Below are 20,746 nucleotides of genomic sequence, written 5' to 3'. Positions count from 1 at the left end.
TTTTTATAACCTGAAATTTACTTCGTTCGATGTCGCGCTGACCTCAGGTGTGGAACTCCGGATCCGGCCCCGCTTTGGGTGCACGCGAGCGCCGCGCGCTTGGCCTGCCGGGTGATCTCGGCTAGAGCCCGCCGCAGGACAGCGAAGGTTGGCGGATCCTTGACTGCCGGTGCACGAACGTCGGACGTCCTCACTGTGCTGGCGAGCCAGGAGGGGGAGCGCCTCACCGTGGGCGACATCGTCGCGGTCCTACGGGACCGCGCCTTCGCGCTGCTCGTGGTGCTTCTCGGCTTGCCGAACTGCCTGCCGATGCCGCCGCCGATCCCGCTGATCTGCGGCCTGCTGCTGCTGCTCGTGGCCGTTCAAATCGCGGCGGGCATGTCGTCGCCATGGCTGCCCCGCATGCTGCTCGGCCGATCGATCGCGCTCGCCGATGTGCGGCGCGCCGTCACCCGGGCTGTTCCGATCCTGCGGCGCCTGGAACGCTGGTCGCGCCCGCGGGTCAGCGTGTTTGAGACCGCGCTGGGCATGCGCGGCATGGGGATCGCCCTGTTGGCGCTGGCACTGGCGCTGATCGTCGCCGCGCCGATCGTCGGACAGATCCCTCTCGGGCTCGCCGTCTGTCTCGTGGGCCTGGGCCTCGTCGAGCGCGACGGCATCGTCGTCATGGGCGGGTTGATAATCGGCCTGTTCGGCGTCGCCATCAATGCCGGCTTCGCCTACGCGGTCATCGCCGGGATCGTGGGTCTCCTGAACCTCTGATGGAGGCGGATCAGAGCCGGTAACGGATCTGATCGGTCCAGAAGCGCTCGAGCCGGCCGAGGGCCTGGTTCAGCCGGCCGAAATCGTCGTCCGAGATGCCCCCGATCGGCGCGATCGTGCGGGCGTGCTTGTCGTAGAGCCCCTGGATGATCTCGTGGACCTGCCGGCCCTTGTCGGTCAGGCTGATCCGGACCGAGCGGCGATCGGTCTTCGAGCGGGCGTGGTGGAGGTAGCCGGCCTCGACGAGCTTCTTGACGTTGTAGGAGACGTTGGAGCCGAGATAGTAGCCCTTCGTCCGGAGCTCGCTCGCGGTCAGCTCCTTGTCGCCGATGTTGTACAGCAGCAGGGCCTGGACGCTGTTGACGTCTTCCCGGCCGCGCCGCTCGAACTCGTCCTTGATCACGTCGAGCAGCCGGCGATGCAGACGCTCGACCAAGTGGAGAGCCTCCAGGTAGGAGCCCTTGGCGGACGGGGCTTCTTCCGGGGTCTCGCTCGTCGCGACTCGGGCGCTCTGGGTCTTCATCGTCTGCCTCACCGTCTGATGCTGCGGCTCCCGTTCGATGCGGTGCCGCTGATGATGGCTAAGCTACGTACCGGGAATGAAAGGCGATTTAAGCGACAGGATGAATTCCCGATTTACTCTTTGCGGTAAAGACAAACTGAAGCGAAGATCAGAACGGTTCGTTCACCGTGCTTCCTGCGCGGCCAGCCAGGACAGCAGGAAGTACATCATCACGACCGTGAGGCCGAATACGAGCAGCGGCACCGGCAGCGGCACGAGTTGCGGGGTCAACACCGCCAACGTCATCGCGGATGTCACCGCCAGCAACCAGATCACGCCGCCCCAGGCGCTGGTCAGCCACAGGCCGATGGCCGCCGACGCGTCCACCACGGCGAAGTAGACGATCGCCGCCTGGCGCCCGAACGGCTCGATCTCGAAGGGGCGGGATCCGGGAAGCACGTCGAGGATCGTCGCCCAGGACGAGATGCTCTTGACCAGCCAGAACAGCGCCGTCACCCGCATGAACCATACGAGCACCGTATCCCAGGTCCCAGGCGCGGGGCCCTGGGCGCGTTCGATCCGGTCGGTCGGCGGGTCACCGGGCCGGGCACCCTTGCGCCGGATCGGGAAGGAGCCGGGCACTACGCTGCGCTCGCGGGTGAGAAAAGCCGATTCATCGTCGGGAGGCCGGGATTCATGTGGGGGGATGCGCCGGGTTGAAGCCGTTCCGGCGCCCTGCGTCAACGGCCTGATTTCGCCGGGCCGGGCGGGTGTGCTAGTCCGGCGCCTCCAGCGCCGATGCGCCGCGCGATCGTCAGCTCTTCCGCGCGCACGATACCGAAGCCGCATGTCAGACACCTTGCCCGAGCCGCGCCCCATCGCCCTGCAGGCCGCCCGCGCGAGCGGTCGCCCGGAAGGGCTGAAGATCACCCAGCGTCCGCGCCGCAACCGCAAGGCGGACTGGTCGCGACGCCTGGTCCGCGAGAACACGCTGACCGTCGACGACCTGATCTGGCCGATGTTCGTGATCGACGGCGAGCGCCGGCGCGAGCCGATCGCCTCCATGCCGGGAGTCGAGCGGCTCTCCGTCGACGAGATCGTGCGCGATGCCGAGCGCGCGGCGCGGCTGGGCATCCCGGCGGTGTCGTTCTTCCCCTACACCGAGGTCGAGCTGCGCGATCCGACCGGCTCGGAGGCGCTTAACGCCAAGAACCTGGTTTGCCGGGCGGTGCGGGCCGTGAAGCAGGCCGTGCCGGAAGTGGGCATCATGACCGACGTGGCGCTCGATCCCTACACCAGCCACGGTCACGACGGCCTGATGAAGGACGGCGCGATCCTCAACGATGAGACCGTGGCGATCCTGGTGGAGCAGAGCCTGATCCAGGCCGAGGCCGGCACCGACATCATCGCACCCTCGGACATGATGGATGGGCGCGTCGGCGCGATCCGGGCCGGGCTCGACAAGGCCGGCTTCCTCGACGTTCAGATCATGGCCTACGCGGCCAAGTATGCCAGTGCGTTCTACGGGCCGTTCCGCGACGCGATCGGAACCAAGGCTGCGCTGGTGGGCGACAAGCGCACCTACCAGATGGACCCGGGCAATTCGGCAGAGGCCCTGCGCGAAGTCCGCCTCGACCTGGAGGAAGGCGCGGATTCGGTGATGGTCAAGCCGGGTCTGCCCTATCTGGATATCATCCGGCGGGTGCGGGACGAATTCCAGGTTCCGACCTTCGCCTATCAGGTGTCCGGCGAGTACGCGATGATCGAGGCGGCCGCCCGCAATGGCTGGCTCGACGGGGATCGCGCGATGGTGGAGGCGCTGCTCGCCTTCAAGCGTGCCGGTGCCGACGGAGTGCTGACCTATCACGCCCCGCGGGTCGCCGAGCGCCTGCGCCAAGCCCCGTGAGGCGGGGGCGCCGCTGGCTCCTCGGGGCGGCGGCGGCCGCGGGTTTCCTCGGGGGGCTCGCTGCTTGCCAGGATACGCTGCGTCGGGAGCGGGTCGCGACCTGCCGCCGGGCTCTGCCGGCGGTAGCGCCCCAACCCGGAATCCGGCTGCTGCGGGCGGCACCGGGACCTTCGACGGACACGGTCCGTGTGGATTACGCCGAGGGGAACCGCCAGCACTGGCTGACCTGCCGCTTCGACGCCGGCGCGACCATTATCGCGCTGACCACCGAGGGCAGTAATCTGTCGGGCTCGTCACTCTACTTGCTGAAACGCTTTTACCTCGACACGCCCGATGCCGAGGCCGACGATCCCGCGTCGCATTGAACGCGATCCGGGTGGCTCTTGCGTCCGCCGGGCGGGGCACCCACCTTTTTCTCCGCCGCCTTGCTTGCAGGACGCGACACCATGCAGAATCCCCAACCCGGCTACGCCGAACGCTTCGAGGCCCCCCATTACGTGGCCTCGCTGCCGATCCCGTTCGTCCGCGCGAGCCTGGGCGCGCGCACGGTCGCGTATCTCCTCGACATCCTGTTCATCTTCGGGTTCACCGCGTTGCTGACGCTGCTGATCACGGTGATCGGCGTCATGACGTTCGGCCTGGGCTGGACCTTGTTCGCGATTCTGCCGGCGAGCGGCGTTATCTACAGCGCCATCACGGTGGGCGGCTCCAAGCAGAGCACGATCGGGCAGCGCCTGATGGGGCTGCGGGTCGTGGCCCCGGAGCGTGGCGGGTCGGTCGACGTCATCACGGCCGCCGTCCACGCCCTGTTGTTCTACGTCGCGGTCTCGACCTTCCTGCTGTGGTGCCTCGATCTCGCCTTCGGGCTGATGCGCTCGGATCGCCGCCTGGGTCACGACCTGTTGCTTGGCCTGGCGGTCGTTCACGCGCGCTGACACGTCCGACCTGCGGCGAAATTCTCGCGCGCCGAGCGACCGGGGGCATTGAGCCCGGCCGTGCCGCCTGTACACTGATGTGCCGGCGCTGCGAGGACCAACCGGTGCAGGGTCAAGACCGAGCGTGACGAGCCATCCGCGCGATACTCCGCAATTCTATCTCACCGCGCCCTCACCGTGCCCGTACCTTCCGGGCCAGGAGGAACGGAAGGTCTTCACGCACCTCGTCGGGCGCCGCGCGCGGGATCTCAACGAGATCCTGACGCAAGGCGGATTCCGGCGCTCGCAGACCATCGCGTATCGTCCTGCTTGCGAGACCTGCCGGGCCTGCATCTCGGTGCGGGTCGTGGTGGACGATTTCGAGCCGAGCGCCAGCCAGAAGCGGATCCTGGCGCGCAATGACGACTGGATCGGCACCGCGGAGCCGAACCGGCCGGCCTCCGAGCAATACGCCCTGTTCCGCCGCTATCTCGACGCCCGCCACGGCGATGGCGGCATGGTCGACATGACGGTGCTCGACTACGCCATGATGATCGAGGACAGCCACGTCGACACGCATCTCGTGGCGTACCGGCGGCGCGGTCCGGATACGGCGATCACCGGGCGCGGCTTCGGCCCGCCGCTCGCCTTCTGCCTGACCGACGTGCTCGCGGACGGGCTGTCGATGGTCTACTCGTTCTACGATCCCGAGGAAGCCGGGCGCTCGCCGGGCACCTTCATGATCCTCGACCATATCCGCCGGGCCCGCCGGCTCGGATTGCCGTATCTTTATCTCGGCTACTGGGTCGAGGGCTCGCGCAAGATGGACTACAAATCCCGCTTCCGCCCGCAGGAGCGGCTGATGGGGCAGGGCTGGGTGCGGGTCGGCTGACGGGGAGCGTCCCCATCCGTGTCGCCCGGGCCTGCGCGAACCGCATTGAGCGGCCGGGGCGGCGCATGCTACCGGCCACGCACGAGTTCCGGACCGTGCCGAGGCCCTCATGATCCCCCGTTACAGCCGCCCGACGATGACGGCGATCTGGTCGCCCGAGAGCCGCTTCAAGATCTGGTTCGAGATCGAGGCGCACGCCACCACGGCGCTGGCCGAGATCGGCGTCGTCCCCAAGGCGGCGGCCGAGACGATCTGGGCCAAGGGCAGGGACGCGGTGTTCGACGTCGCCCGCATCGACGAGATCGAGGCGGTGACGAAGCACGACGTCATCGCCTTCCTCACCCATCTCGCGGAGATCGTCGGCCCCGAGGCGCGCTTCGTCCACCAGGGCATGACCTCGTCGGACGTGCTCGACACCTGCCTCAACGTGCAGCTCGTGCGCGCGGCCGACATCCTGATCGCCGATGTCGACGCCCTGCTGGCGGCTCTGAAGAGCCGGGCGCTTGAGCATAAGCTCACGCCGACCATCGGCCGCTCGCACGGCATCCACGCCGAGCCGGTGACCTTCGGGCTCAAGCTGGCGCAGGCCTATGCCGAATTCGAGCGCAACCGCCGCCGCCTCGTCGCGGCGCGCGAGGAGGTTGCCACCTGCGCGATCTCCGGCGCGGTCGGCACCTTCGCCAACATCGATCCGCGGGTGGAGCAGTACGTCGCCGAGAAGATGGGCCTGACCGCGGAGCCGGTCTCGACTCAGGTGATCCCGCGCGATCGCCACGCCGCGTTCTTCGCGACGCTCGGGGTCGTCGCCTCGTCGCTCGAGCGCCTGGCGATCGAGATCCGCCACCTCCAGCGCACCGAGGTGCTCGAGGCGGAGGAGTTCTTCTCCGAGGGCCAGAAGGGCTCCTCGGCCATGCCGCACAAGCGCAACCCGGTGCTCACCGAGAACATCACCGGGCTCGCCCGGATGGTCCGCGGCTATGTCGTGCCGGCGATGGAGAACGTGGCGCTCTGGCATGAGCGCGACATCTCCCATTCCTCCGTGGAGCGGATGATCGGCCCCGATGCGACCGTCACCCTCGACTTCGCGCTGGCCCGCATGACCGGCGTGATCGAGAAGCTGCTGATCTACCCGGCCAACATGCAGAAGAACCTCGACCGTCTCGGCGGCCTGGTCCATTCGCAGCGGGTGTTGCTGGCGCTCACCCAGGCCGGCGTGTCCCGCGAGGATTCGTACCGGCTGGTTCAGCGCAACGCGATGCCGGTCTGGCGCGGGGAGGGCGATTTCCTCGCCCTGCTGAAGGCCGATCCCGAGGTGACCGCGGCGCTCACCCCGGAGCAGATCGAGGAATGCTTCGACCTCGGCTATCACTTCAAGCACGTCGACACGATCTTCGCGCGGGTGTTCGGCACGGCCTGAGCACGCAGCACGAATCCTGCTTAGACCCGTGACGAACACAGGAAGGCAATCCGTGACCGCATCCCGCATCGTCTACCTCAACGGCGCATTCCTCCCCTTCGAGGAGGCGCGCGTGCCGATCATGGATCGCGGCTTCCTGTTCGCCGACGGGATCTACGAGGTCTCGGCGATCGTCGACGGCAAGCTCGTCGACAACGCCGCGCATCTGGCCCGCCTGGATCGCTCGCTCGGCGAGATCGGCATCCGCAACCCGCACGATGCGGCCGGGTGGGAGAAGCTGCAGACCGAGCTCGTCGCCCGCAACGGCGTCCGCGAAGGGCTGGTCTACATGCAGGTCACGCGCGGTGTGGCCGAGCGGGACTTCGCCTTTCCGAAGGCCGGGACCGAGCCCACCGTGATGATGTTCACGCAGGCCAAGACCGTTCTGGCCAACCCGCTCGCGGAATCCGGTGCCCGGGTGATCACCGTCGAGGATCTCCGCTGGAAGCGCCGGGACATCAAGTCGGTGGCGCTGCTGGCGCAGGTTCTCGCCAAGCAGCAGGCCGCCGAGGCCGGGGTCGCCGAGGCCTGGATGGTCGAGGACGGAGCGGTGACAGAAGGCTCCTCGTCCACCGCCTTCATCGTCAGCCGCGAGCGCGTGCTCGTGACCCGGCCGCTCTCCACCGCCCTGTTGCCCGGCATCACCCGGGCCTCCGTGCTGAAGCTCGCCGCCGAGGCCGATCTGCGGGTGGAGGAGCGGCTGATCCCGGTGGCCGAGGCCTACGAGGCCCAGGAGGCGTTCTACACCAGCGCCTCCGCCTTCGTGATGCCGGTGGTGGAGATCGACGGTCGGTCGATCGGCGAAGGGCGCCCCGGTCCGCTGACCCGGCGCCTGCGCGAACTCTACATCGAGGCGGCCCGTCAGAGCTAAGCCCTCGCCCACTGCGAACAGGAACGGATCCGGCACCTGGCTGTTGCTCTCGGAACACGTGTTCCAAGAGGGGAGACCAGTCTTGTCGAGGAAGATCCTGCTCGCTGCTTTCGCGGCGGCCCTGTTTGCTGTCCCCGCCTATGCCCAGAACCCGGACGCGCCGCTGAAAGGGCGCGATACCGACCCGGCCCTGCCGCCGTCGACCCAGACGCCGCCGGATCGCGTCCGTCCGAGCGCCGACGCGCCGCCGAAGGACCAGTCGCTCAGCGACAAGCTCCAGAAGAACGACGGCGTGATCAAGCCGCCGGAGACCGGCACCACCGGCACCGTCATGAAGCCGGACGAGACCGGCTCCACGCCGGTGATCAAGCCGCAGGAACTGCCCGGCCGCGACCCCGGCACCGAGGCGAAATAACTGGACCCCGCGATCGAGCAGGCCGCAATGCGGCAGCCTTGCTTGATTTCGTGGCCCGGATCGCGGAAACGGCACACGACGTACGCAGCCCGCGCCCGCGGGCGGCTCCGTCCCGGTTCCCGTCGCGGGTGAGTAGGCAGGCATGGCCAACGTCGTCGTTGTAGGCGCCCAATGGGGCGACGAGGGCAAGGGCAAGATCGTCGACTGGCTCTCCGAGCAAGCCGACATCGTCGTCCGCTTTCAGGGCGGCCACAATGCCGGCCACACGCTGGTCATCGACGGGGTGACGTACAAGCTGGCGCTGTTGCCGTCCGGCGTCGTGCGCGGCGGCAAGCTCTCGGTGATCGGCAACGGGGTCGTGGTCGATCCCTGGCACCTCGTCGACGAGATCGAGCGGATCAAGGCGCAGGGCGTCGAGGTCTCGCCGGCCTCCCTACGGATCGCCGACAACGCGACGCTGATCCTGCCGCTGCACCGCGAGCTCGATCATTTCCGCGAGACCGCCAATGCGGGCCTCAAGATCGGCACCACCAAGCGCGGGATCGGGCCGGCCTACGAGGACAAGGTCGGCCGCCGCGCCATCCGCGTGGTCGATCTCGCCGATATCGACGCGCTCCCCGCGAAGATAGAGCGGGTGCTGACGCATCACAACGCGCTCCGGCGCGGTCTCGGCATCGAGGAAGTGAATGCCGAGGCGCTTCTCGCCGAGCTGACCGCGATCGCGCCCAAGATCCTGCCCTTTGCCGACACGGTCTGGTCGCTGCTCGACGATCAGCGTCGGGCCGGCAAGCGCATCCTGTTCGAGGGCGCGCAGGGCGCGCTGCTCGACGTCGACCACGGCACCTATCCGTTCGTGACGTCCTCGAACATCGTGGCCGCCCAGGCGGCGACGGGCTCCGGCCTCGGTCCGGGCGCGATCGGCTACGTGCTGGGCATCGCCAAGGCCTATACGACCCGGGTCGGCGAGGGGCCGTTCCCCACCGAGCTGCATGACGAGATCGGCGAGACCATCGGCGCCCGCGGGCGTGAATTCGGCGTCAACACGGGCCGCAAGCGGCGCTGCGGCTGGTTCGACGCCGTGCTGGTGCGCCAGACCGTGCGGACTTCCGGCATCCACGGCATCGCGCTGACCAAGCTCGACATCCTGGACGGGTTCGAGGAGATCCGCGTCTGCACCGGCTACAAGCTCGACGGTCAGACGATCGACCATCTGCCGGCGAGCCAGGCGGCTCAGGCCCGGGTCGACCCGATCTACGAGACCATCCCGGGCTGGTCCGAGACGACGGCGGGCGCCCGGTCCTGGGCGGACCTGCCGGCGCAGGCGATCAAGTATGTCCGCCGGATCGAGGAACTGATCGGAGCGCCGGTGGCGCTGCTCTCGACCTCGCCGGAGCGCGACGACACCATTCTGATGCACAATCCCTTCGAGGATTGAGGGCGGGCATCCTATCCCGTTGATGACGCATCTTTTCTGCTGTTCGGCCTGTATCCAGCCCGCGTCCGCTTGATCTAGAACCAGCCTATGGCGGGACGGCGGTCCCTGGGATCGACCGCCCCGCGCGATTTTGGAGGAACCGGCTCGCGGGTGCCGATCCGCGCGGCGGGCACACGACACATCGGCCGACGGCCCGGACCGACCTCGGGGGCGGACAGGGCCGTCGGCCCGCGGCCTTTGACCGGTCCTGCCGGGCGGCGGCCGAAGGGGCGGACCAGGGCAACATGGCCGATTATTACCCGCTTCTGGCACGCGCCCTCGATGCGCTGCCCGACCGATCGCCCGCTTTGCGCAAGGCGGTCTACGACCGTGCGCGGAACGCCCTGATCAGCCAGCTGCGCTCGCTGGATCCCCCGCTCTCGGAAGCCGATATCGACCTCGAGCGCCGGGCCCTCGACACGGCGATCGAACGGCTGGAGGTCGATCACGGCGGCTTTCCGGCCCCGGCCAACGACGCGGCCGTGGCCCCCGAGCCGCCGCACCCGGCTGCACCGCCGGAGATCCCGGAGCCGTCGCCGCCGAAACCCCTGGCTGCAGAACCGCCGCTCCGTCCGGCCCCGGAGCCGGTCCTTCCCGCCGCCCAGCCGCCCTTCGCGCGCGTGGCTTCGGAGCCCGAGCCGCGCGAAGCGCCGATCGCGATCTCGTCGCCGCGACCCGGAGCGACCCAGGCTTCCGCGCCCGAAGAGGCGCCGGCCAGTCCCGATCCGGCCCCCGACCACGAGGATCCGGACGTCGGCGCGTCCGCGGGCGACGCCGGCAATGGTCGCCAGCGACCGCGCATCGAGGTGGTCCCGCCGCGTTCGGGCCGCTCGCACATCCTGCGCAACGTCTTCGTGGGCTCCGTGCTGGCGGTGGTGATCGGATTGATCGCCGTGGCCGCCTTCATGCTCCGCGACCGGCCCCAGACCCTGCCGACGAACGGCACCGAGACGGCGGATTCTCAGCCGACGGAAAGCGAGAGCAAGTTCGGCGATCGGGTCGGTGGCGAGGCGGCACCGGCGCCGCGCTCTGCGGCTCGCCAGGACGGCACGGCTCCCGCGAAGGTCGCTCCGACGCCGGCCCAGCCGAACCTGTCCATCGCGCAGCGGGCCGAGTTGATCGAGGAGGGTGCCGGGACCGACAACGCGCAGCCGACCAAGACCACCGGTCGGGTGACGTGGCGGCTGGATACCGTGAACGGCGATCAGGGCCAGCCCCTCCAGAATGCCGTCGTCGCGACCGTGACGATCCCGGATGCCGGGCTGACGCTGGTGATGACCATCCAGCGCAACCTCGACGCCACGCTCCCGGCGTCGCACACGGTCAGTCTCGCCTTCAGCCAGACGGGCGATGCCGCCCGGACGGTGCAGGATGTCGGCCTGCTTCAAGCCAAGGACGACGAGAATGGCCGCGGCTCCCCAGTCTCCGGCCTTCCGGTCCGGGTCCGGGACAACCTGTTCCTGATCGGCTTGTCGTCGCTTCAGAACGACGTCGACCGCAACACCGACCTGCTGCTCCACCGCAACTGGTTCGACCTGGCGGTGCGCTACACCTCCGGCAAGCGGGCCGTGTTGACCTTCGAGAAAGGCAGCGCCGGTGCGCAGGTCATGCAGAACGCCTTCGACGCCTGGCAGTAGGCGCCGCAGGTGACCGGATCCGGCGCGCATCCCGACGCGTCGGATCGGTCGATCAGTGAGCCTCGATGCCCGTGCGCGGCAGCTCGCGGTTGGCGATGTTGCGCTTGACCGCTTCCTGCACCTTCTCGAAGGCACGAACCTCGATCTGCCGGACGCGCTCGCGGGAGACGCCGAACTCGCCGGACAGGTCCTCCAGCGTGATCGGATCCTCGGCCAGACGCCGCGCCTCGAAGATGCGTCGCTCGCGCGGGTTGAGCACGCCCAGCGCGTCGCGCAGGGCCGAGAGGCGGTTCTGCCCCTCCTGCTCGCGGGCGAGCACGGTCTCCTGGCTCGGGGCATTGTCGACGAGCCAGTCCTGCCACTCGCCCTCGCCCTCCTCGCGAAGGGGCGCGTTAAGCGACGTGTCGCCGGACAGGCGCCGGTTCATGTCGATCACGTCCTGCTCGGGCACGCCGAGACGGGTGGCGATCTGCTTGACCTGATCGGGGCGCAGGTCGCCCTCGTCGAGCGCCGAGATCTTCCCCTTCGCCTTGCGCAGGTTGAAGAACAGCTTCTTCTGGTTCGCCGTGGTGCCCATCTTCACGAGCGACCACGAGCGCAGGATGTATTCCTGGATCGCCGCCTTGATCCACCACATGGCGTAGGTCGCCAGGCGGAAGCCCTTGTCGGGATCGAAGCGCTTGACCGCCTGCATCAGGCCGACATTGCCCTCGGACACGACCTCGCCGATCGGGAGGCCGTAGCCGCGATAGCCCATGGCGATCTTGGCCACGAGGCGCAGGTGCGATGTCACGAGCCGATGCGCGGCCTCACGGTCGCCGGCATCCCGCCAGCTTTTGGCCAGCGTGAACTCCTCCGTCGGCTCCAGCATCGGGAACTTGCGGATCTCGTCGAGGTAGCGCGAGAGGCCACCTTCATTGGCGAGCACGGGTAGCGTACCGGCCATGGCATTCTCCTGGACTCTGGTCCCCCTTGACGGGCGGACGCGACGGGCAACAGTGCCGTCCACTGGGGCCGCTCTTGAGCCGACCCTCCCGGCCACCCATGTCATACGGGTAAGTCGGACGGACCGGTAGCGGTTGGGGACACCCACGTCGCCATCAACGCGCGACCGGCCGAATGGTCGTACCATGTCACGATGTGACGCGGCCCGGCGTGATCTTTCGCACGTGGCGCGGATTCAGTTTCCTGTCCGCCCATCGTCGCTCAAGCTTTCGCGAGAGTGTCCATGAGCGCGGCGATGTCGGGCGGGATCGGGCTCTCGAACCGCAGGGTCTCCCCGGTGCGCGGATGGCTGAAGCCCAGCAGTTCCGCGTGCAGGGCCTGCCGCCCCAGAGCCGTGAGCGCGTCCCGCGCTGGCGCCGACAGCCGCGCCGCCTTGGTGCGGAACGCGCCGCCATAGACCGGATCCCCGAGGAGCGGGTGGCCGCGATGGGCGAGGTGCACGCGGATCTGATGGGTCCGCCCGGTCTCCAGGCGGCAGCGCACCAGCGAGACCTCGGGATAGGTCTCGGCGACCGTGTAATGGGTCACCGCGTGCCGCCCGGACTCGTCCGACACCACGGCGATCTTCTCCCGATTGTGTCGCGAGCGGGCGAGGCTGGCCTGAATCGTCCCCGTGCGCGGCTGCGGGATACCCCAGACCAGGGCCGCGTAGGCCCGCTCCAACGGCCCCGTCCGCCCGTGATCGGCGAATTGCGCGGTCAGGCCCTGATGAGCCGGGTCGTTCTTCGCGACGACGATCAGGCCGCTCGTATCCTTGTCGAGCCGGTGGACGATGCCGGGCCGGCGCACGCCGCCGATCCCCGAGAGGCTCGCGCCGCAATGGGCGATCAGAGCGTTGACCAGCGTCCCGCTCTCGTGGCCCGGCGCCGGATGGACCACGAGGCCCGCCGGCTTGTCGATGACTACGAGGTCGTCGTCCTCATAGGCGATCGCCAGGTCGACGGCTTCGGCCGCGGGTTCCGCATCCGCCGGCGGCGGCACCGCCAGCACGATCTGCGCGCCGGCCGCGACCTTTGCGGAGGGATCGCGGACCGGGGTCCCGTCCCGGGTCACGCGCCCGTCGCGCACCAGATCCTGAAGCCGAGCCCGGGACAGGTCCGGAAACAAGGCCACCAGCGCCCGGTCGAGCCTGATCCCTCCATCCGCGACGATCCCGACCCGCGCCTCGTCCAATGCGTCCACCACGACCTCTATCCGTGCCCCATCCGCACCGATCCATACGGAATCTCGAAAGAAGCCCCTTGCTCCCCCGACGGGGCGTGGCTATAGCACCCGGGCGCCGCCGGAAAGCTCCCATCGTCTAGCGGTCTAGGACGTCGCCCTCTCACGGCGAAAACAGGGGTTCGATTCCCCTTGGGAGCGCCACCGGCGCATTTTTAGCAAGTTCTGACAGTGACTTAGCGGAAGTGGGACCCGAACCCCTATCTGCGGTGGGACCACGCTGCCCGTTCGCGTAACGCCTCCAAGCGCTGTCGGCGAGCCCTGCGCGTTGAGCCTCCCGGGTGTATCGCTCCACCTCCTCGAGTGTCTGGTGGCCCGTCACGGCCATGATTTCGTGCGGCGTGCAGCCCCGCTCGGCCAGCCGCGCCGCGGTCGCCTTGCGCAGCCCGTGGGCCGAGCAGTGCGGTAAGCCTGCCTGGTTGCACCACTCGCGGAACCGGTTGCCGAAGCCCGCCGTCGAGAACGGTTTGCCGTACTCGGTGACGAGGAAGGTCAGGTGCGCACTCGGCGCCGCCGCGATGGCCTCTGCGAGATCTGGGAACACCGGCACGTCCATCGAGATCGGCTTGCGGTGCTCGTTCTTCGCCTGGACGTATCGGAGCCGGCCGACGCTGATGTGTTGCGGGCCCAGGCGCGGCGCATCTTCCCGCCGGGAAGCGGTGTAAAGCAGCAGCGCGAAGGCTAGGCGTGGCTTCGTCCCGACCGGGTGCCGGCGCTCGAACTGATCGACCTCGTCCAGGGTCCATGTGTGGTGCCCCTTGGTGACGTACTGGACCCGCTTCACGTCGCGCGTCGGGTCCGCCTCGACGATCTCCTCCTCCATCGCCCAATGGAAGAGTGCTCGAAGCGCCTTGAGCATGGTGTTCGCGGCGGCCGGCGTCTCGGCCTTCGCGTCCCGCATGCGCCGGACGTGCCGCGGCTGCATCATCGCGAGCGGGGCCGCGCCCTTGTCGCTGGCGGCAATCTCGTCAAGCGCTCGCTTCTGCCAGCCCTGCGTCGAGGCATCGAGCTTCGTATAGGCGTGGGCCGCGTAGTAGCGCTGCGAGACGTCGATAAACGAGCCCTTGGACGGCCGGACGCGCCGCTCCGGCTCGGGCTGGATCTGCCGGTCGCGAGCCGCCGCATAGGCCGCCCCGAACTCGGCAGAGCCCGGCTTGCCCCGCAGGCGCACCTTCTTCTCCGGTCGCCGCCGAAAGTAATACCGGACGTTGCCGTGCCGGTCTGTGTCGGCGATGACGAAGGGCAGGTCGATGCTGACCACAGAGCTCAGTCCCACGGATTCGAGCCCCCATCATCGCCGCCGAGGGCGTCCCATGCCAAGTCCAGGCGCCGGAGGTCCCAGACCACACAGCCGTCGATGCGCTTTGGCTTCGGCATCCGGCCGTCACGGACCATCTCGTCGAACTTCGATGCGCTGACGCCGACGTACCGTGCCGACTCCTCCCGACGCAGACCGCGGCGCGGGCTCACCTCAATCCGGGGCGCGAACGCGATGTCATCCTGGCGACCTCGCATCGTTAGCCCTCCTTCGCCTTCCAGAGCATCGGCCGCGCGTGATCCGGAATCCGCGACCGGCCCCGTGCCATCGGGTGCATCGGCGCGCCGTCGGCGGTCAGGCCGAAGCAGTGCACGGCCGGCCACGGCGCCTCGCCGGTGGTGATCTCCTCAAGCACCTCGTCGACGAACTCAGGATCCCATGCGCCGGCGCCCCAGCAGGCCACGACCAGCGCGGCCGCCTTCGCCTCGCGCACGAGCTGCGGCAGGTTGCTAAAGTGGATCACGTCGCGAGCGTGCCAGTCCGGGCCGTTGTCCATGAACTGCGCCCAGGCGCGGCACTCGGCCGGCGACGGGGTGCGCAGCGGATAGAGGTTGACCGCTGTGAACCCGCCGTAGCCCCACGACCGGGCAAAGTGGATCCAGCGGCGCACGGTCGGGTCGTCCTGCCGGTGGTCGGCGGTGCTCGGGTTCAGCCCGATGAAGCAGACGTGGCCGCCCTCGCTCGACCACGTGCGGGTCAGCGTGAAGCGGTAGGCGCCGCAGCGAGACAGGTTGGCCGAGCGGGCGATCGTGTCGGCGAAGGGCACGCCGAAGAGGTCGCGAGTGGCGAGGGCGGCCGTGCTCATTGCAGCTTCCTCCGGTAGGGCACGGTGGCAGAGCGCGGGTCGTCGGCGCGTCCGGCCGCAGTGATCGCCAGCGTGTAGCCGCACCGCCGGCAGCGAACCCGCCAGACCAGGCGCTCGGGCGCCGGGTACGGGAGATCAACTCGACAGGATGGGACGCCAGGCGCTGCCTGCTGGACATCGACGCCCTCCGGATAGGCGGGGTTCGACGGGCATTCGGGCGGCCCGCGCCGCATCGTCGGCTTGATGTCGAACTGGGGCTTCGCGCTCATGCCGCCCCCGCGATGTTGAGCGCGTCGGCCGGGGCGAACTGCACAGGCACGTCGTCAATGTTGAGGCGCAGGACCTCGAAGCTGATCGCGACGACCCACGGGTTCGCGAGCCAGGCGCCCTCGCCGTTGATGAAGTCCCAGAGCAGCCAGAATGCACGGACCGGGTGCTGCGCGTTGACCAGACCAGGAATGCCGAAGTCGCTGTGCTCGGGCGTGCGCAGGTCCTGGATGCCCTCGGCGATCGCGTCGGCGGCTGACATGGCGTTCAGCCGCTCGAGCCGGACCTCCGTCACCAGGAGCGTCAGGCGGCTGGCCCAGCGCGGCATGAAGAGGCTCGGGCGGATCTTGCCGCCCAACTCCCGCTCGCCATCAGCGAGATACTCCAGCACGCTCCCTACCGGGATATCGCTTGGCTTCGGCGCTCGACCCAGCGCTTCATCATGCCAGTCGAGCCCGTAGGATGCGCGCCACGTCTCTTTCACCCACAGCCGGTCGCCGCCGGCGTAGGGTAGCGGAAGCGTCACGAGGCAGCCGGTGTCCCGGCAGATCACTTCCGGCGCCCCCGATGCTCCGAACTCGATGTGGCTCGGGTCGGTGCTCGCCCACTTGGGCAGCTTCAGGATCCGGCGCGTCTGCGTCTTCCGGCCGGCGAGTAGCGCCTGGACCATAGGCGCGCTGAACAGGATGGGACGGTCAGCCACGGGCCACCTCCTCGACCGCATCCTCCGCCGGCGGCTCGCCGACGAAGACCCAGACAGGCGGATGCGAGGTGCCGACCACCGATAGGTAGATCGGCGCGCCCGCCACCAAGAGCGCGATCTCCTCCATGGTCGGCAGCCAGGCCGAGACCATGCGGTTCACGCCCGGGCTGTGCGGCTCGTCGCGGATCGGCAAGCCGCCGCAGATGCCGTCCTTCGCCTCATCCCAGTCCTTCGGGGCTCCGAGGTTGCGGGTCGCGCCCGCCACACGTCCGATGTGCATGGTCAGGTTCCCCGCTTCCCGCCCCAGTATTCCGTCGGCTTCTCCAGCCGCCGGTCGATCGCGCGCTTCAGGGCGTCGGCGGCGAGATCGTCGCCGTAGTTCGCCCGCCACAGATCCACGGCGGTCACGACCATCACGTGGGCGGCGATGTCGGCCTGCATGCCCTCGTTCAAGGGCTTCTCCAGCAGGTCCATGATCCCGCGGGCGAGCTCGGTGACGTGCCGGCCTGAGACGTTGGCCATGCCTTCCGGCGGGACGTGGCCGGCCGCAGCCCTGCGCTTCTGCTCACCCATGGGTCACCTCGGCGATCTGGCCGGCATCAGGGTCGCCGTAGAGCCGGAGCGCTCTCGCAGCGTCGCGGCGTTCCGACCGTTTCAGGTCGCGCAGCCACTTCCGGTGCTCCTCATCCGTCGCGGCCTTCGCCAGATCGAAGTCGGAGATCTTTGCCTCGCCGGGCGGCCAGCCCAGCCAGGACAGGTAGCCAGTCGCCGGGTCGGCCCATGCACAGACCCAAGTCTCGCCGGACGGCTTGTGCAGGATGCTGTCGCCGGTGCGGAAAGGCGGACGCTCACCCATGACGCACCTCCGGGAAGCCGTTGTGCTCGACGCCATCCAAGAGGCGGCCGGCGACCTTCTTGCCGACGAGCCAGACCGATTGATCGTCACCGAGCGATGAGTCGCCGAAGTCGTACGAGCGGCTACCCGGGATCGCGTCGGGGAAGAGCGACCCAGGCCCCCATGCACCCCACTGCTTGAATAGGTACGCTGTTCCTGCGGCTGCGCAGGCGTCGCGAATTTGGCGCGCCCAGTCCGGGTGCATGGGTCGAGCACCGGGGCCGCTCTCGCCGCCGACGATGATCCAAGAGAGTGGCGGGAGCGTCGTGCGGCACGGATCGCCGAACATCCCCTGCAGCTCGCCGGTCAGGCTGTTCAGGACCTCTGCGCCGCGGAAGCGCATGGTCGAGATGCTCGTGAAGTCGATCGGCCCCAGCAGCGGCTCGGCCGACACGAACCGCACCGCGGCCGGCGTCGCCAGCAGGTCCGGCACGCGCTCGTCGGCCCGGCGCTGATCCTCGGCTGAGACGCCGAGCCAGACGTTCTTCAGCGGCCAGAGCGGCCACGAACTGCGCTCGTTTCCCAGCTTCAGGTTCTCGGCCGCTGCGAAGCAATTCCAGCCCGCGCCGCCCCGCGGGTCGCGGCTGTTCCTGCCCGGACCGATCTCCCGGGACATCGCCTCCAGCACGGCAATGATCCGCGCCACCAGGTCGGGCGCCGACAGGTACGCCCGCATTCGGCCGGAGCGCTTCGTCAGCACCTGAAAGGTGTGCTGGGACGAAGCCGCCATGACAGCGAAGATCCGATCCAGCACCTCATCCGGTACGCCCGGGTGAAACAGGTCGCCATGGGCGGCCACGAAGATGTTGCGCCCGCGGGCCCACAGCAGCGGCTGGAGAAGCCACTGCTCATTGAACCGGACCTCGCCCGTCCAGACCGGGCCGGCCTTCGTCTCTCGCGTGAGGCCCACGCGGGACGGGTGATTCCGCAGGCGGGTCCCGGCGAGCTTCATCGCATAGCAGTTCGTGCAACCCGGGGTGTCGATGGTGCACCCGGTCACGATCTGCCAAGTCGCGGCGGTCCATTCGATGGATAAGGTCTCAGCCACGGGCGGCCTCCTTCGTCAGCACACCGTGCACGGCGGCGCTGGCCTGGCTGAGCGGCTCGAACAGAGCCTCGGCCATGGCGTCGCCCTCTTCGCTGTCCTCGACCTCGTCGAGCAGATCCTCGATCAGGGCGCTGAGCCGCTTGAGTTTGTTCAGGTCGAGGCTCATCGGGCGCCTCCCGTCGCGAGGGCGGCGATCTTGGCGACGTCGGCCGAGCGCAAGTTCTTGATGAGCCGGACGCCAAGCTCCAGGGCTTCCGAGCAGGCGCAGCCCCTGTCTTCCTCGCCGTCGCAGGGCACCTCGCCCGTCTGGGGATCCTGGATTCCCCGGCGGTCACACTCCGAGCCGACGTTCAGGATCGTCGCGTCGATGCCCCTGATCGCAGCGTCAATCCCGGCCTTGATGCCGACCGTCAGCGCGTCACCCTGAGCGGCGGTCAGCGCGGCCTCGGCGTCCTCAAGGACCTCGTCCTTCAGCTTCTGCGGCAGGATCTCGAGGACGTTGACGATCTCGGGTGCGCCCCGTCGGCCGCCCCGGGCATTGGCGATCGCCGCAGCGGCCGCCTCGATCATCTCGCGCGTGATGGTGCTGGACTCGGCCATGGGGCTACTCCGCGATGAGGGGACGGCTGGCACGCTCAGCGTCGCGACGGCGGCGGGCGGCGCTGTGCAGGTACTTGTCGGCCCGGTCGTCCCGGCCCGCGGCGATGCTCTGGCGCAGCAGGCGCTCACGCATCTCGTCCTCGCGCTGGCGGCGCTGCCGGCGTTCCCACGCGCGATCCTGGTGCGCCCGCTTCTCGCGCCGGCTGCGCTCCTGCTCGCGATGCCGCTCTCGCTCGGAGTCTACCGGTGGCGCAGATCGGAGTACGTCGGCGCCGCCGACGAGCGCTCCGGCAAGAGCCAAGCCCAGCAGCGGGCTCATGCGGCCGATCCCTCTAACCATGACGGCTCACTCCTGATTGAACGGGTAGGCGGGATCCCGCCGGGGATCGTGCTCCGGCAGGACGGCGCGCAGGGCTTCGCGGATCGCGATCTGTAAGTCGGCGCAGGCGGACCTGTTGGCGTTGGTGCGCCGGACGCCGGCGGCCTTCGTGCCGGCGATCATCAGGTCGAGGCTGATCTGGTCGAGGTTGGGGAGGCGTTTGGTCATGCCACGAGCTCCAGCTGCTCGGGCCGGAGCATCCACGCACCAGGCGTCTGCATGGCGTCCCACCGATCGGCCATGCCGCGCGGCGTGTTCTGCGGGCGCCAGTGGTTCTGCGCGATGTCGGTGCTGTCGACCGATGCGAACGGCCAGACCTCGCCGCTGCACTGCATGCCGCGGAGCATGTGGACCCACGGCAGGTGCCGGTGCTCGCGGGCGAGCGCGTTCCAGCACTCGTCCATCCGGCGGCGCCAGAGGTCGGACATGACCTTCCGGTATTCGGCGGTCGAGCCTATGCAGACCCGCGGCCATTCCGAGCACAGTCGCAGCAGCCGGTGCAGCGGCTCGTCCATGTGCCAGACCGGCGCGCCGCGGTGGCCGAACGGCCATTCCCGAACGAGCGCATCCTGCAGCTGCGAGCCGCCATCGATCACGTCCGGGATCACCGCCCAGGTGGTCGGGAATCCGAGCCAGCGATCGCACCAAGCGTAGAAGTTTGGCCAGTTGGTCTCGGCGCCGCGCTTCCACTTCGAGAAGGCGCCGTTGTCGAGCATCACGCTCTGGCCGATCTCGTGGACCCGCGCGACCTGCTCCGGCCGCGCGTGGCTGACGCAGAAGTGCCGGCCGGCGAGCTGGTAGAGCGCCGAGACGGGCGTGATCGGGGTGCCGTGGTAGTGGATCATGCCAGCACCTGGATGGTGCTGATGCTGCTTGCAGGCTCGAACGCTAATGTGCTCGCGATCTGGCGGGCTGCCTGCACGTCAAAGACGTGCGATACCCGTCGGGCTCCTGAATGACAGTCGCGGAAATAGCTTGAATGGCCACCATTGTTGCGGGTTGCCCGAGATGCAGCGTGGAGCGCATGACGTTCGATATCGCGGCTTTCCACCTCATCTTCGTAGAACACCGGTGGCAACATCACTACGAAGCTTATTCCATTTGCAGAAAATGCAACAGCGGAACTATTTTTGCCATAAAAAATAAGGCTGACAGGAGAACGGAAGACGTTAATGAGAATATAAGTAGAATTTCTTATGACATAACCGAACTTTTCGATATGAAAGGCTATGTAAGTTTGAAGAATGTGGGCTGCGTGAAGCCGCCTGAGTTTTTGCCTCCTCCTATACGAAGCGCCTTCGACGAAGGGGCAAAGTGTATCTCCGCAGGATGCTGGAACGCGGCGGCCACCATGTTTCGCATGGCACTGGATCTGGCTACCCGTCCTTTGCTGCCTCCAGAAGGGACGACAGGTATCAATCGTCGGACCCGACGGGATCTTGGCATGCGACTTCCTTGGTTGTTCGACCACGGAAAGTTGCCTGAGGCCCTGCGAGAGTTGTCCGCCGCTATCCATCAAGATGGCAACGACGGAGCCCATCAAGGCACGCTGACGAAAGCAGATGCTCTCGATCTGCTCGACTTCACAGAGGCTCTGCTCACGCGCCTCTTCACTGAACCCGAGCGATTGCGGCTCGCAGCTGAAAGACGTGCAACTCGGCGAGCAGCTGAGTAGT

The 20,746-nt window shown here is 68.3% G+C and carries 29 protein-coding genes and 1 tRNA gene; 12 read left to right on the top strand and 18 right to left on the bottom strand.

The annotated features are described in order from the left end of the window. Positions 1-159: 159 nt before the first annotated feature. Complete coding sequence (locus AKJ13_RS16070; protein WP_280137115.1) at positions 160-762, top strand: exopolysaccharide biosynthesis protein; 603 nt, start codon at positions 160-162, stop codon at positions 760-762. Positions 763-772: 10 nt separating this feature from the next. On the opposite strand, the gene AKJ13_RS16065 is transcribed toward AKJ13_RS16070, so the two are convergent. Both AKJ13_RS16065 and AKJ13_RS16060 read right to left on the bottom strand, forming a co-directional pair. Beyond that, positions 773-1,285, bottom strand: a complete 513-nt coding sequence (locus tag AKJ13_RS16065; RefSeq protein ID WP_050734253.1) for a winged helix DNA-binding protein — start codon at positions 1,283-1,285, stop codon at positions 773-775. Between the two features lie 162 nt (positions 1,286-1,447). Next, a complete protein-coding gene (locus AKJ13_RS16060) occupies positions 1,448-1,906 on the bottom strand; it encodes a DUF6163 family protein (protein ID WP_050734252.1) in 459 nt (152 codons plus the stop codon). Between the two features lie 205 nt (positions 1,907-2,111). Here AKJ13_RS16060 and hemB point away from each other — a divergent pair, with 205 nt between their 5' ends. The 9 genes from hemB to AKJ13_RS16015 all read left to right on the top strand — a co-directional run bounded on the left by hemB (position 2,112) and on the right by AKJ13_RS16015 (position 10,829). Then, on the top strand, positions 2,112-3,170 hold the full coding sequence (hemB, locus tag AKJ13_RS16055) for a porphobilinogen synthase (protein WP_050734251.1): 1,059 nt from the start codon (positions 2,112-2,114) through the stop codon (positions 3,168-3,170). Between the two features lie 188 nt (positions 3,171-3,358). After that, complete coding sequence (locus AKJ13_RS32675) at positions 3,359-3,535, top strand: hypothetical protein (protein ID WP_244471624.1); 177 nt, start codon at positions 3,359-3,361, stop codon at positions 3,533-3,535. An 81-nt stretch (positions 3,536-3,616) separates the two neighbouring features. Then, entirely contained in the window at positions 3,617-4,105 is a 489-nt protein-coding gene (locus tag AKJ13_RS16045; RefSeq protein WP_050734249.1) for an RDD family protein, read from the top strand. 124 nt (positions 4,106-4,229) lie between these two features. Next, complete coding sequence (locus tag AKJ13_RS16040) at positions 4,230-4,976, top strand: arginyltransferase (RefSeq protein WP_050734248.1); 747 nt, start codon at positions 4,230-4,232, stop codon at positions 4,974-4,976. Positions 4,977-5,085: 109 nt separating this feature from the next. Continuing rightward, positions 5,086-6,393 (top strand): adenylosuccinate lyase, encoded by a 1,308-nt coding sequence (purB, locus tag AKJ13_RS16035; RefSeq protein WP_050734247.1) that lies wholly within the window; start codon positions 5,086-5,088, stop codon positions 6,391-6,393. Between the two features lie 52 nt (positions 6,394-6,445). Next, positions 6,446-7,303 carry a D-amino-acid transaminase gene (locus AKJ13_RS16030; RefSeq protein WP_050734246.1) on the top strand — a complete coding sequence of 286 codons (858 nt, stop codon included), beginning with the start codon at positions 6,446-6,448 and terminating at the stop codon, positions 7,301-7,303. Between the two features lie 82 nt (positions 7,304-7,385). After that, positions 7,386-7,718 carry a hypothetical protein gene (locus AKJ13_RS16025; protein WP_007565107.1) on the top strand — a complete coding sequence of 111 codons (333 nt, stop codon included), beginning with the start codon at positions 7,386-7,388 and terminating at the stop codon, positions 7,716-7,718. A 142-nt stretch (positions 7,719-7,860) separates the two neighbouring features. Beyond that, positions 7,861-9,153 (top strand): adenylosuccinate synthase, encoded by a 1,293-nt coding sequence (locus tag AKJ13_RS16020; RefSeq protein ID WP_050734245.1) that lies wholly within the window; start codon positions 7,861-7,863, stop codon positions 9,151-9,153. Between the two features lie 284 nt (positions 9,154-9,437). Further along, positions 9,438-10,829: a histidine kinase gene (locus AKJ13_RS16015; protein ID WP_050734244.1), complete on the top strand. Its 1,392-nt coding sequence runs from the start codon at positions 9,438-9,440 to the stop codon at positions 10,827-10,829. Between the two features lie 52 nt (positions 10,830-10,881). Here the strand turns inward: AKJ13_RS16015 and rpoH are convergent, their stop codons facing one another. Next, positions 10,882-11,775: an RNA polymerase sigma factor RpoH gene (gene rpoH, locus AKJ13_RS16010; RefSeq protein WP_007565114.1), complete on the bottom strand. Its 894-nt coding sequence runs from the start codon at positions 11,773-11,775 to the stop codon at positions 10,882-10,884. A 260-nt stretch (positions 11,776-12,035) separates the two neighbouring features. Then, on the bottom strand, positions 12,036-13,019 hold the full coding sequence (locus AKJ13_RS16005; RefSeq protein ID WP_050734243.1) for an RluA family pseudouridine synthase: 984 nt from the start codon (positions 13,017-13,019) through the stop codon (positions 12,036-12,038). Positions 13,020-13,123: 104 nt separating this feature from the next. Here AKJ13_RS16005 and AKJ13_RS16000 point away from each other — a divergent pair. Next, positions 13,124-13,199, top strand: a tRNA-Glu gene (locus AKJ13_RS16000). Here AKJ13_RS16000 and AKJ13_RS32670 read toward each other — a convergent pair. From AKJ13_RS32670 to AKJ13_RS15935, 14 genes are all read right to left on the bottom strand, one after another. Beyond that, positions 13,159-13,878 (bottom strand): tyrosine-type recombinase/integrase, encoded by a 720-nt coding sequence (locus tag AKJ13_RS32670; protein WP_244471628.1) that lies wholly within the window; start codon positions 13,876-13,878, stop codon positions 13,159-13,161. The two genes, AKJ13_RS16000 and AKJ13_RS32670, sit on opposite strands and share 41 nt — an antisense overlap. A gap of 443 nt (positions 13,879-14,321) precedes the next feature. Next, entirely contained in the window at positions 14,322-14,570 is a 249-nt protein-coding gene (locus AKJ13_RS15985) for a hypothetical protein (RefSeq protein ID WP_050734240.1), read from the bottom strand. A gap of 2 nt (positions 14,571-14,572) precedes the next feature. Beyond that, the gene (locus tag AKJ13_RS15980) at positions 14,573-15,178 is read right to left on the bottom strand and encodes a DUF1643 domain-containing protein (RefSeq protein ID WP_050734239.1); all 606 of its coding nucleotides are present in this window, start codon (positions 15,176-15,178) and stop codon (positions 14,573-14,575) included. Further along, positions 15,175-15,447 (bottom strand): hypothetical protein, encoded by a 273-nt coding sequence (locus AKJ13_RS31400; protein WP_144426274.1) that lies wholly within the window; start codon positions 15,445-15,447, stop codon positions 15,175-15,177. Before AKJ13_RS31400 ends, AKJ13_RS15980 begins: the two co-directional genes overlap by 4 nt. Then, positions 15,444-16,148 carry a hypothetical protein gene (locus AKJ13_RS15975; RefSeq protein WP_064774632.1) on the bottom strand — a complete coding sequence of 235 codons (705 nt, stop codon included), beginning with the start codon at positions 16,146-16,148 and terminating at the stop codon, positions 15,444-15,446. Before AKJ13_RS15975 ends, AKJ13_RS31400 begins: the two co-directional genes overlap by 4 nt. Further along, the gene (locus AKJ13_RS15970) at positions 16,141-16,428 is read right to left on the bottom strand and encodes a hypothetical protein (RefSeq protein WP_050734237.1); all 288 of its coding nucleotides are present in this window, start codon (positions 16,426-16,428) and stop codon (positions 16,141-16,143) included. Before AKJ13_RS15970 ends, AKJ13_RS15975 begins: the two co-directional genes overlap by 8 nt. Positions 16,429-16,430: 2 nt before the next feature. Continuing rightward, the gene (locus AKJ13_RS15965) at positions 16,431-16,721 is read right to left on the bottom strand and encodes a hypothetical protein (RefSeq protein ID WP_144426273.1); all 291 of its coding nucleotides are present in this window, start codon (positions 16,719-16,721) and stop codon (positions 16,431-16,433) included. Next, on the bottom strand, positions 16,714-17,004 hold the full coding sequence (locus AKJ13_RS15960) for a hypothetical protein (RefSeq protein WP_050734235.1): 291 nt from the start codon (positions 17,002-17,004) through the stop codon (positions 16,714-16,716). The genes AKJ13_RS15965 and AKJ13_RS15960 overlap by 8 nt, the downstream gene beginning before the upstream one ends. Next, positions 16,997-18,091: a phage Gp37/Gp68 family protein gene (locus AKJ13_RS15955; protein WP_050734234.1), complete on the bottom strand. Its 1,095-nt coding sequence runs from the start codon at positions 18,089-18,091 to the stop codon at positions 16,997-16,999. Before AKJ13_RS15955 ends, AKJ13_RS15960 begins: the two co-directional genes overlap by 8 nt. Further along, on the bottom strand, positions 18,084-18,257 hold the full coding sequence (locus AKJ13_RS31905; RefSeq protein ID WP_160320610.1) for a hypothetical protein: 174 nt from the start codon (positions 18,255-18,257) through the stop codon (positions 18,084-18,086). The genes AKJ13_RS15955 and AKJ13_RS31905 overlap by 8 nt, the downstream gene beginning before the upstream one ends. Continuing rightward, complete coding sequence (locus AKJ13_RS15950; RefSeq protein ID WP_050734233.1) at positions 18,254-18,691, bottom strand: hypothetical protein; 438 nt, start codon at positions 18,689-18,691, stop codon at positions 18,254-18,256. Before AKJ13_RS15950 ends, AKJ13_RS31905 begins: the two co-directional genes overlap by 4 nt. 4 nt (positions 18,692-18,695) lie before the next feature. Further along, positions 18,696-19,010: a hypothetical protein gene (locus AKJ13_RS15945; RefSeq protein ID WP_050734232.1), complete on the bottom strand. Its 315-nt coding sequence runs from the start codon at positions 19,008-19,010 to the stop codon at positions 18,696-18,698. 27 nt (positions 19,011-19,037) lie between these two features. After that, positions 19,038-19,238, bottom strand: a complete 201-nt coding sequence (locus AKJ13_RS15940; RefSeq protein ID WP_050734231.1) for a hypothetical protein — start codon at positions 19,236-19,238, stop codon at positions 19,038-19,040. Next, positions 19,235-19,915 carry a hypothetical protein gene (locus tag AKJ13_RS15935; protein ID WP_050734230.1) on the bottom strand — a complete coding sequence of 227 codons (681 nt, stop codon included), beginning with the start codon at positions 19,913-19,915 and terminating at the stop codon, positions 19,235-19,237. The genes AKJ13_RS15940 and AKJ13_RS15935 overlap by 4 nt, the downstream gene beginning before the upstream one ends. 179 nt (positions 19,916-20,094) lie before the next feature. On the opposite strand from AKJ13_RS15935, the gene AKJ13_RS30500 reads away from it, so the two are divergent. Then, complete coding sequence (locus tag AKJ13_RS30500) at positions 20,095-20,745, top strand: DUF4145 domain-containing protein (RefSeq protein WP_200905643.1); 651 nt, start codon at positions 20,095-20,097, stop codon at positions 20,743-20,745. Position 20,746: the final 1 nt, after the last annotated feature.

This window comes from Methylobacterium sp. ARG-1, assembly GCF_001262595.1.
Lineage (GTDB): Bacteria > Pseudomonadota > Alphaproteobacteria > Rhizobiales > Beijerinckiaceae > Methylobacterium > Methylobacterium brachiatum.
The sequence above is the reverse complement of the archived record's forward strand: the minus strand, read 5'-3'. Positions and strand labels throughout refer to the sequence as shown.